This window comes from Pedobacter sp. GQ55 (assembly GCF_059758925.1).
Genome location: NZ_JCAXEI010000004.1, coordinates 298,846 through 310,725, shown reverse-complemented (window position 1 = coordinate 310,725; position 11,880 = coordinate 298,846). Strand labels below are relative to the sequence as shown.

The following is an 11,880-nucleotide window of genomic DNA, read 5'->3' as shown; positions in this document are numbered from 1 at the left end:
AATACAATACACAAATCAAACTAAATTCTAATGTCAGAAATTAAAAAACTAAACATTCATGAAGATTGGGTAGTAGTCATCCTGGGAGCACTAACAATTATTTTAACGCTTTCCGGACTGCTATTGCCAGTGCCAGCATTTAACTGGGCTAGCATTGCTGATCTTACCTCATCGGTACTAACTGCTGCTAACCTGGGGTATATTGGATTACAATTTATATTGGTAATCATTATAGCAGCATTAGGTTCTTTTTTAACGGGTAAATCTGTTAAAAGTGCTGTGCTAACTTTTCCATCTGTATACGTTTTGACCATGATAGCACTTGTGCTTGCAGGCAATAGCCAGGTTAAGGCATTGAATTTGGAAGCTGTTATTTTTAGCCTGGCTATTGGTTTGGCAATCAGTAACTTTTTTAAGTTACCGGAATGGTTTAAATCATCTTTATCTACCGAGCTATTTGTTAAAATAGGATTGGTACTATTGGGTACAAGTGTAATCTTTTCAGATGTATTAAAAGCGGGCTCTCTGGGCCTAATCCAAGCCTTGGTAGTAGTGCTTTCTGTTTGGTATTTCGCATTTTGGCTATGTAAAAAAATGAAGATAGATGAGGAGCTAACCATGATGATTTCCAGTGCAGTATCTATTTGCGGCGTATCAGCAGCAATAGCAACATCAGGGGCCATTAAAGGCGATTCAAAAAAACTATCTTATGTGATATCTATGGTGCTTATTACAGCCATACCTATGATGATCTTTATGCCGTATATTGCAGCCTACTTTCATTTCCCACAGGCAGTTACGGGTGCATGGTTAGGTGGTAGTATAGATACCACCGGAGCAGTAGTTGCATCAGGTTCTTTGGTAGGAGAGGAAGCGCTAAAAATCAGTACTATTGTTAAGTTTTCTCAGAATGTTTTATTAGGTATTGCAGCATTTGCGATTTCTGTATACTGGACATATACACAACATCCTGCCGGGAAAGATAAAGAAACTAAGCCGACACTTAGGGTGATTTGGGAGCGTTTTCCCAAATTTGTGATCGGTTTTATCGCAGCATCACTATTATTTTCTTTCTTCATTACACCAGAAGTAAATGCAGAAGTTAAGGGTAGCTTAAAGAACTTACAGGGGCTTTGGTTTGTATTGGCCTTTACCAGTATCGGATTAGAAACCAACTTTGCGGATCTGTTCGGTAAAAACAGTAAAAAACCTTTCTATGCCTTTTTAATTGCACAAGGTTTTAATATTATCGTGACTTTAATTATTGCATTCATACTTTTTAAGTAAGAAATTTAACTATTTTCTTATGATTAATTTATTCAATAGCCTGCGGTTAATATCTGCAGGCTATTTGGTAATATATGTGGATTCTATTAATAAAATTACCTTTAATCATAAATGTTTATCAATTGATAAAACGTATTATCAAGATAAAACAAACGTTTGTTCAGTATTTCTATTGATCAATCAACCTAATTCCCATTAGTATTTAGTGTTTTAGATCCACTGAAAAGGATTGTTTGGTTTTTGCATCGTTAACATAGATAATTTTTTGCCCCTATTCTGATGGTTTATTTACATACGCAAACGTTTGCATGATATTAAACTGGGCCCAGATATTATTTTGTGGCTGTTATGTATAACTTAACACAAGTATCCGGAATACGCTAACCCTATTGTTAACCTAATACTAGCTAAATATGAAACTATATTAATTCTCTGTATCCTCTTTGGATCTTAAAGTAAGATGCCAGGGACAATATCATTTGTCAATTCTGGTAAATGATCAACCAAACCAATTTTAACAAACAAACCAACCTTACAATTGTATGAATGCAAAAATTTTACGCTTAATAGGCGTAGGGGGACTTCTTTGGCTTTTTTCCGGAGCAGTTTTTATCTCCGATGCCACAGCCCAAACTGAACCCAAACTTAAAGTATCGGGTACTGTAAAAGATAATTTGGCAATGCCTTTGCCAGGTGTTTCAATAAGAGTACTAGGTACTAAAAATGGAACAGCTACAAATAACAATGGTAAATATTCAATCGAAGTAAACCCATCAGATACCCTTGAATTCTCATCTGTTGGTTATAACAAGCAAAAAATCCCGGTAAGAAACAGGCTTGATCTGGATGTGATTATGGAACCAATGGATGGTGGTCTACAAGAGGTTGCCATTGTAGGTTTTGGTAAACAAAAGAAAGCCAGTGTAGTGGGGTCGCAGGTAACTATAAGGCCCGAAGAACTAAAGCTTCCGGTTAGAGATCTAACCAGTGCTTTAGCTGGTAGATTAGCCGGGGTTGTTGCCACTCAACGCGGTGGAGCCCCCGGATTTGACGGCTCTAATATCTTTATCAGGGGTATTGCAACCTTTGCCTCGAGCCCGCAAGGGCCTCTGTTAGTTGTTGACGGAGTTCCAGATAGGGACATTTCAAATATAGATCCGGAGGATATCGAAAATTTTACTGTGCTAAAAGATGCCTCAGCAACTGCTGTTTATGGAACCAGGGGAGCTAATGGTGTTATCCTGATCAATACCAAAAAAGGCAAGATTGGAAAACCAAGCATAAATGCAGAGTTTAATCAGGCTGCAAGCCAATTTACCGAATTGCCTAAGTTTTTAGATGCACCAGGATTTATGTCATTATATAATGAAGGTTTAACTATGCGTGGTAGAACCCCTTTATATTCAGCAGAACGTATTGCTAAACACGCTAGTGGGGAAGATCCTGATTTATATCCAAATGTAAACTGGTATGACGAGTTGTTCAATGATTTTGGTTATAATCATCGTGCTACATTAAATGTTGGTGGAGGTTCTGAAAGTGCAACATATTACATCTCAGCCGGATATTTTGGAGAACAGGGCCAGTTTAAGCGTGATGAAACTCAGGCGTACAACTCTGACTTAAAACTCGACAGGTTTAACTTTACCAGTAATGTCGGTGTAAATTTAACCAAAACCACTAAACTCGATTTAGGTGTCAATGGATTCATAACCAATGTTAATCAACCCAATTATGGTATTGATGCAATTTTTAATATTGCTACTCAAACATCACCTCATGTTATTCCAATCCGTTATTCAAACGGACAATGGCCACAATTAACAGGAACCGGAGCAAGTCCGTGGATGTATTTAACTCAGTCCGGTGTTTCTAACGCTTATAACAATACTGTTAGGTCAAACATCAGGGTAACTCAGGATCTGAATTTTTTAGTAAAAGGTTTGTCTGCATCTACCATGTTTGCCTTTGATTTTAAGGGGATTAATACCCAGCGTCGTTTCAGAACACTGCAAACATACTATGCTACGGCCAGAGATTCAGACGGGAATCTTGTTAGCACTATTTCAACTCCTGGAAGCAGTGACCTTGCTTTCGGAATGAGTAATGAAAGCGATAGAAGATTTTACACAGAAACATCTTTAAATTATACAGGAAAATTCGGTGACCACGATATTTCTGGATTGTTGTTATTTAATCAATCAGATTACAGAAGTGGTTTAAGTGGAATAGATAACTGGACCAAGGCCATTCCCTATCGTCAGCGCAATGTAGTAGGTAGGGCAACGTATGGTTATATGAACAAGTATTTTATCGAAGGTAACTTCGGATACTCTGGGTCAGACAACTTTGTGCCTTCCCGTCGTTTCGGTCTTTTTCCTTCAATTGGAGCAGGCTGGGTAGTGTCAAACGAAAAGTTCTTTGAGTCAGTTAAGGATGTTATTTCACATTTTAAACTGCGCTATACCTATGGTTTATCAGGTAATTCGGCCGTTAATAACAATGCGCTGCGCTTTCTTTATTTAACGACAATTGGAAGCGGCGGCGACTATACTTTTGGTGAGCCTGGTCAGCTAAGAGAAAATACCGGATATGTCGAAAGCCGTATTGGTGGAGATGTACAGTGGGAAACAGCTCGTCGTCAAAACTTAGGTGTCGAATTAAATTTCCTTAAAGATGACCTTCAGCTCATTGTCGAATTGTTTAAAGAAAGACGTACAGGAATTTTATTGCCTAACTATGTAATTCCGTACAACTCTGGTTTTACCAGTGGCAATATTCCTTACGGAAACATTGGTATTACCAACAATAAAGGAATTGATGTCACTTTAAACTATACCAAAAACTGGACTAAAGAAAACTTCTTTTCTTTTAGAGGAACCTTTAATACCAATAAAAACTTAGCAGAATTTGACGGCTTGCCACCATGGAGATATGATTACCTAAATCGTATTGGACAATCTATCAGTCAGCGTTTTGGATACGTCGCAACCGGTTTGTTTCAAAGTGAAGATGAGATAGCCAATGCGGCGGTTCAGGCAGGGGATGTTAGACCGGGTGATATTCGTTATAAAGATTTAAATGGCGATGGTATCATCAATTCAAATGATCAAACGGCTATAGGTTATGGAAACGTTCCCCGTGTAGTTTACGGGCTTAGTTTTGGTGGTGGCTATAGAGGATTTGATATGAGCTTGTTTTTCCAGGGTTCGGGACTGGTTGATTTTAATTATGCAAGTGGTTTTGCCACACAACCGTTTTCAAATGGAGCAACCTTCGGAAACATGTATGAATATGCAATGGACCGCTGGACTCCTGATAATCCTAACAAACGACCATTTTATCCAAGAATGTCAACCAGTCAGGATATTACCTCTAATTATAACACCAGTACCTGGTGGATTAAAAGAGCAGATTATATCCGCTTAAAGAGTGCAGAGGTTGGTTTTACCTTTACCAAAAAATTTCTTGAAAAAATTGCCATCAAGCGTCTAAGAATATATGCAAATGGTACAAACCTGATCACCTTCTCTAAATGGAAATTCTGGGATCCGGAACTCGGTGATGCAAGGGGTGCTTCATATCCAAACATCACTACTTATAACCTTGGTTTACGTGCAAACTTTCAATAACAGATCATGACTTTAAAACATAAAAATATTAGAAAAGCGTTGGTAGGTGTTATTTGCCTGGTAATGCTTGCACCTGCGGGTTGCAAAAAGGGATATTTTGATAATATACCTGATAATATTATCACTGTTGATAATATATTCGAAAATAGAGGTCAAACAGAGCGCTGGTTAGCCGGCTTGTATAGTTCTATTCCAGACATTTGGGCCGCTCCATATACCTATCAATATATGGGTATAAGTGATGAAATAGAATTTGCTAACTGGGGGGTAGGGACAGCACCATCAATTAATAACGGAGCAATTACTGCAGATGCTTCACCATCAAACTTTTCCGCATATTATGAGAAAATCCGCCTTGCTTCTATCTTTTTGGAAAAGATTGATAACAATAAGGAGATTCTTGCTTTGCCTAACGGAGCAGAACTAATTAAACAATATAAAGGCGAAGCCCGGTTTATGAGAGCCTATTATTATTGGTTAATGATGAAAGAATTAGGACCGGTGGTATTAATGCCCTTAAAATCAGCAAGTATAAAAGATGATTTCCAAATTCCAAGAAGCTCATGGGATGAGTGTGTGAATTTTGTACTTGCTGAAATGGCCATTGCCAAAGCAGACGTGCCTTTGCAAAACTATGCAGTAGGAAGTTCAACTGAATTGGATCCTGCACAAACAGGTAGAATCAATAAGTTAATTGTTTCATCCGTCGAGTCCCAGATTTTGCTGTACCATGCAAGCCCTTTGTTTAATGGTAATACAGAACTTGGCGATTTCAAAAACTTTGATGGCAAGCAGCTATTTAATCAGAGTTACGATGCTACACGCTGGAAAAAAGCGGCAGATGCGTCCAAAGTTGCTATTGACATGGCTATCACCAATGGCAAAGGATTATTTAAGGTTGCAGATGATGATCCATTTAGGGCGGCTTATTTGTCGTGCAGAAACATGTTCTGGGATGGATGGAAAACAGAGGGTATCTGGTTGAGAAGTGCGTCTGATGAGAACGGAAGCTGGGAACGTCACTCTTGTCCACGCTCTATCTCTGGTGGTGCATGGAATGGAATGGGGGTATTACAAAGCCTGGTAGATGATTTTAGAATGAAAGATGGTTCTTCGATAGCCGGAAACCCAAGTTACAATGAAAATACCTATCCAAATACCGAAGGTATTATTGGAACAGGCTCTAAAACAACAACTCTGTATGTTGCCGGAACCAACCAAATGTACCGCAACAGAGAAGCACGTTTTTATGTTGATGTTACCTTCAACGGCGCAGTAAATCCGGGAGTTGCAAAAGCAAACACACCTACAGAAAACAACTCAAGAGTTGAATTCTTTAAAACGGGTAGCTCAGGTAAAGATGGTAATGCCCGCGACTGGCCTAAAACAGGTTATACAGCCCGCAAAAACATTATACCTAACATTAACTTTAATCCTTCGGTAACTAACGACAGACCGGCTATGCTGATCCGTTTAGCTGAATTGTATTTAAACTATGCGGAGGCACTAAATGAAGCCGAACCTGGTAACTCCGATATATTGAAATATTTAAATGAGATTCGTGTTAGGGGAGGCCTTCCAGCGCTAGCAGGAGCGCTTAGTCAGGATGAAATGCGCAAGGAAATTCGTTTGGAAAGAAGAATTGAATTATGCTATGAAGCAGGTATGCGCTATTTTGATGTGCGTCGTTGGAAAATAGCTGATAAGCCAGGCTCCAATCAAGGTGGAGCAATGTACGGAATGAATATAGATGCAGGTACTTCCCTATCTGACCCGGCATTCCATGTGCGTACAGTTGCAACAATAAGAAAAACGTGGCAAAGGAAATACTATTTCTTCCCATATGGACAAAACGAGATGGATAGGAATAAGCTTTTAGTGCAATTCCCTGGTTACTAGCTAAGTAGAATTTTAGACTTCACTACATTAGAAATTATGAATACAAAAATAAAATATAACATACTTATTGTTCTGGGCCTAGGTATATTCTTTGGCTGCAAGCAGAATAATGTATTTGACGAAGAGACAGACTCTAAAAATGGTGCGCAGGTTTTTTTAGCAAAGGCAAACCGCGGTTTGCAGGAACTTCAGATCTTTCCGTTTACAGATGATGCACGCTCCATTAGTTTTGGTGTAGGCTTTGGTGCTCTAGGTTTACCCGCAAGCCCAATTCGCGTTAAAATGGCAATAGACGACAGGGCTTTTGATAGTATAAATGTGATACGCAGCAATTCTGCCTTACCTCTTTATCAAAAGTTCCCAGCTGATGCCTATAATATAGATCGCACAGATCTAACTATTCCTAAAGGAGAAGTATCTTCAGAACTGGTTAATGTCAAATATTTCTCAAAGAAATTCGATACAGAAAAGGATTATCTTTTACCAATTAGTATAACTGATGCTTCAGGCTATACAATTAATCCTACCGTAAAAACAATTTTAATAGTGGTTCCTAAACTGGTAGACAAAGTAACTTCCAGAGGTAAATGGAAGGTAACTGCCAGTACTGAGGAATTGAGCGGAGAAGGTGCTACAAATGGCCGCGTGGCAGCTGTTATTGATGGAGATATTAATACCTTCTGGCACTCATCGTGGTCAAGTGCGGAACCACCATTTCCACATTGGCTAGCATTTGATATGGTCGATTCTACTTACGTTACAAAAATTGCACTGACACCTCGTCAAAACAATTCAAACGGCTTTACAAATTTTAAACTTGAAGCAAGTGTAGACGGCACAACCTGGACAGTTATTGGTGATAATTTAGTGTTTAATCCGGCTGTAAAACAAGCTCAGGAATATCCGGTTGAGCACAATTGGTATAAACACATAAAATTAACCATGCTCGAAGGGAAGCAAAAGTCGACTCATCTTGCGGAGTTTAGTGTCTATACGTATTAATTGATACGGCATATTAACCCTCTTAAAAGGTCTGGAATCTATTTTGAACCAGACCTTTTTTTATTCCACATCGGTGCCAACCAAATGTTTTGATCCTGCATATTCAGATGGGGTTATTCCAAACTGTTTAACAAAACATCTTCCAAATTGCGCTTGCGAGCTAAACCCTGTCATAGATGCAATTTTTAAAATTTTATAATGCCCTTCAACTAACAATTCAGCCGCCTTTTTTAACCTTGTTATATTAATCAGTTCATGTGGTGAAAGACTAGAGATCGCCTTTATCTTCCTGTACAATGTTGGCCTGCTCATATTCATAGCATCTGCAAGCAGATCTACGTCCAGGGACTTATTATCAATGTTTTTATTGATAATTTCATTTAACTTTTCAAGAAATGCTTCATCAGCCTTATTGTACGCCATACTTTTAATGTGCACCAAAGGAGAGCTTGCAAAGTAATTCTTAATCTTATCACGACTGGCAAGCAGATTTGAAATCTGGGTTAGCAAATGATCCGGAGAAAATGGTTTTTCCAGATAGGCATCAGCACCAACTTCCAGGCCTTCTATTTTAGATTGCAGTGTGTTTTTAGCTGTTAACAGGATAATCGGGATGTGGGTGTATTCCAGATTGTCCTTAACTGCCTTACACAATTCATAACCATCCATTATGGGCATCATAATGTCACTAATAATTAAATGAATACTTTTTTGTTTTAAAACATCCAAAGCTTCTTCTCCGTTACCAGTCTGGATCACCTGAAAATCTCTAATCAATTTATCTGTTATAAATTCCCTGATCTCAATATTGTCTTCAACAAGCAAAATAACTGGCGATTCTGTGTTTTTATTTTCTGTAAAAACCTCTCTAACTACTTGCAATTCATCTGATAAGTCGTCATTTATTTTAAATTCCCTTTCATGATGTTTAGGTAAAACAAGAGAAAACACATTCCAAATGCCATCATCAGTCCTAAGCTGCAATGTTCCTTCATGTAGTTCTGCCAGTGAACGTGCTAATGGTAAACCTATTCCTGTACCTCTCTGATTTTTATTGCTTTCCATTCTATAGAATGGCTCAAAGATTTTTTTATGCAAGTTAAATGGAATAAGATCTCCATCGCTTTTTACTTCGATATCAAAATTATTCAGATCTGAATTTAAAGTAATAGCAATCTGCCCAGAGGCATATTTAACTGCATTGTCAATCAAATTACTTAGTATTTTATTTAATGCTTCAGGGTCTGCATATGCATAAAGTGGTTTCTCCGGCAGGTTAACACTTAACCTAAGCCCTTTTTGTTCCATCGCAGATTTATACCTTAGGCAATTTTCTTCCAGTAACCTGCTTACATTAATGTTTACAAAGTTGAGGTTAAATCCTTTGATTTCTGTTTTTCTGAAGTCAAGTAGCTGATCTGTTAACTCAATTAGCCGATTGGTATTCTTCTTCATGATCACCAGGTTGTCGGTAATAGCAGGTATCTCTTCAGCTTTTTTCATTACCTCCTCTAACGGTCCTTTAATTAAAGTTAGCGGAGTGCGAATCTCGTGAGTAACATAGGTGAAGAATTCAATTTTAGCGTGATATAATTCTTTTTCTTTTTTCGATTCCCACAATTCAATTTTACGTTTATTTTTGCTGCTGATGCGTTGATGGTAATAACGGATCGCATAATATATAGCCACCGCAATTACTAAGGCATAAAATAAAAAGGCAAGCGGACTGGCCCATATCGGTGGTTTTATAATGATCTTTAGCTCAGTAACCTTGTTGCTCCACACACCACTACTGTTTGCTGCCTTTAACTTGAATACGTAGGTGCCCGGAAACAAGTTTGTAAAATATACCTTTCTGTTGGTTTTTAAGTATGTCCAGCTTTTATCCAATCCGTCCATTTTAAAGGTGTATTCAGTCATTTCTGGTGCGGTATACCCCAAAGCGGCAAAGTCTATGCTAAAGGTCGATTGATCATGAGCCAGCTCAATCTCGTCCGTAAAATTAATGGAACGGCTTAAAGGAGAATTCTTCTTATTAATTTCTATCTCTTTATTATAAACCTGAAAACCGGTAATGTAAACCGGTGAGACAAATTTATTCTGCCTGAACTGATCCGGCAGGTAGCTAATCAATCCTTTTACACTGCCAAAATACATCCTGTCGTTCCTATCTTTAAATGCAGAACTGTAATTAAATTGATCACTAAGAAGCCCATTTGCCTTGGTGTATGATTTAATTCTATTGGTAGCAGGGTTAAAGCATACCAGGCCTCTTGAGGTACTTATCCACAGATTACTATTCTTGTCTTCCAGAATTTTATAGAATACATTACTCAGAAAACCATTTTTGCTGTTATATCTCTTAAAGTTTCTCTCCTTCTCGTTAAATTGATTTAAGCCATTTTCGGTTGCCACCCACAATCCTCCCTTTGCATCTACAAACGTGCTGTTTATGGCATTAGCGCTTAAACTTTTTCTGTTGTTTTCTTCGTATTTGTAATAGCCAGATGTTCTGTTGGTCGGATTATAAAAGTATAAGCCATCTCGTAAAGAACTCGCCCAAATCGTACCGTGGTTATCTTCAATCAAGTTTGAATAATGCAGGTTGCCCGGCACCTCATTTAACAAAGTGAAATCATTGCTTGCCCTATTGTAGCGGTACAAACCAAATGAGGTGCCCACAAGAATTTCGCCTGACCGGGTTTTGAGCAGGCTTTCAATAAAATTGCTTTTTAATTCATTTGGGGCTTGCCCGGCACGATAATGTCTGATCACTTTCGACGTTCTTATATCCATTACATCCAGCCCACGCTCAAAAGTTCCAATCCATAATTCATCATCCACAACAAGCAGTCCGTGGATGTTTGTATGAGATATGCTGGTCTTATCGCCGGTAGGCTTAAAATGCTCAAAAACACCTGTTCTAGGATTCAATTTATTTAGACCCCCATCTTCAGTGCCTATCCAGATATTACCTTCTTTGTCGTTACAAATCTCTCTAACCGCATATCCGCTTAAACTGTTGCTTCCACCCTGAGGGAAGAATTTGTCGAAGGATGTGTATTGATTTGGATAATAGTTTACGCCTCCAAAATATGTTCCTGCCCATATTCCACCTTCTTTATCCCGGGCTAATGTATATACCGCATTGTCAGAAATTGAATATGGATCGTTAAACTTATTGCGCAGGTTACTGTATTTACCTGTTTTTACGTTGTAAATGAACAGACCAGATTCTGTAGCTATCCAATATTCCCCCTCACCTTTAGCAATAAAATCCCTTGCATAAATGGGTGTTTGATCAGGATTGGTAACTAAAATATCCTTGTAAGTAAGGGTGTTGATGTCAAATGTTTTTATACCCTGGTTCGATGTCCCGATAAAAAAGAAACCTCTTCCCGTGTCATATAGTTTTTCTATCCAGGAAGAGATGGTTGGTTTAGAATTAATAAATACATTATAATTTTCAAACGTATTTTTTTTATCGTTGTATTTCTGAATAAACCCATCAGTTGTCGAAACCCAAACCTCATCATTTGCAGTAATACTTAAAGATGTAGCGCCTGAATGTACCCTTTGTTCAAATGTATTTAGCTTTTTAGATTTCTCATTATACTTGCAAAGCGTTAAACCTGCTATATACCAGATATTGCCTTTACTGTCCAGCTTAATATCTCTTATATCTCTGTTTTTTGTAGATTCAACAAGGTCAAAACTTTCATTTAAAGGATTGTATTTGTATAGACCGATCAGTGTGCCGACCCAAATGTTCTCATTCTTATCTTCATAAAGACTGTGTATGAAATTATTGCCTATGCTTTTAGGATTGTCGGCGTCATTTCTGAAAATTTTAAAGGTATAACCGTCAAATCTGTTCAGACCATCTTTAGTTCCAAACCATAAAAATCCTTTTCTGTCCTGTAAACTGCAGATTACAGAATTATAAGATAAGCCGTTTTCAACCTGATAATGTCTGAAGGTATATGACTGTGCGAATGTTGAAATGACCACACCAATGAGTATGGATAATATCAATAAAAACTTGTTCAATGCTATTTTA

5 protein-coding genes are annotated in these 11,880 nt (G+C 38.0%); 4 read left to right on the top strand and 1 reads right to left on the bottom strand.

Annotated features, from left to right (window positions below; all coding sequences use genetic code 11):
• Nucleotides 1-30: 30 nt before the first annotated feature.
• The 4 genes from AC6CH7_RS13995 (at nucleotide 31) to AC6CH7_RS13980 (ending at nucleotide 7,820) form a co-directional block, all read left to right on the top strand.
• Nucleotides 31-1,287, top strand: coding sequence for a YeiH family protein (locus tag AC6CH7_RS13995; RefSeq protein ID WP_498263332.1), 1,257 nt, complete (start codon nucleotides 31-33; stop codon nucleotides 1,285-1,287).
• A gap of 542 nt (nucleotides 1,288-1,829) precedes the next feature.
• Nucleotides 1,830-4,919, top strand: a complete 3,090-nt coding sequence (locus AC6CH7_RS13990; RefSeq protein ID WP_498263331.1) for a SusC/RagA family TonB-linked outer membrane protein — start codon at nucleotides 1,830-1,832, stop codon at nucleotides 4,917-4,919.
• 6 nt (nucleotides 4,920-4,925) lie between these two features.
• Complete coding sequence (locus AC6CH7_RS13985) at nucleotides 4,926-6,818, top strand: RagB/SusD family nutrient uptake outer membrane protein (RefSeq protein ID WP_498263330.1); 1,893 nt, start codon at nucleotides 4,926-4,928, stop codon at nucleotides 6,816-6,818.
• Nucleotides 6,819-6,854: 36 nt separating this feature from the next.
• Nucleotides 6,855-7,820 carry a discoidin domain-containing protein gene (locus AC6CH7_RS13980; RefSeq protein WP_498263329.1) on the top strand — a complete coding sequence of 322 codons (966 nt, stop codon included), beginning with the start codon at nucleotides 6,855-6,857 and terminating at the stop codon, nucleotides 7,818-7,820.
• A gap of 60 nt (nucleotides 7,821-7,880) precedes the next feature.
• On the opposite strand, the gene AC6CH7_RS13975 is transcribed toward AC6CH7_RS13980, so the two are convergent.
• Nucleotides 7,881-11,870 carry a hybrid sensor histidine kinase/response regulator gene (locus AC6CH7_RS13975; RefSeq protein WP_498263328.1) on the bottom strand — a complete coding sequence of 1,330 codons (3,990 nt, stop codon included), beginning with the start codon at nucleotides 11,868-11,870 and terminating at the stop codon, nucleotides 7,881-7,883.
• Nucleotides 11,871-11,880: the final 10 nt, after the last annotated feature.

What these genes read in the sequence shown, in the direction of transcription:
- AC6CH7_RS13990 (WP_498263331.1), top strand. Translation starts at nt 1,830, where the DNA reads ATGAATGCAAAAATTTTACGCTTAATAGGCGTAGGGGGACTTCTTTGG.
- AC6CH7_RS13985 (WP_498263330.1), top strand. Translation starts at nt 4,926, where the DNA reads ATGACTTTAAAACATAAAAATATTAGAAAAGCGTTGGTAGGTGTTATT.
- AC6CH7_RS13995 (WP_498263332.1), top strand. Translation starts at nt 31, where the DNA reads ATGTCAGAAATTAAAAAACTAAACATTCATGAAGATTGGGTAGTAGTC.
- AC6CH7_RS13980 (WP_498263329.1), top strand. Translation starts at nt 6,855, where the DNA reads ATGAATACAAAAATAAAATATAACATACTTATTGTTCTGGGCCTAGGT.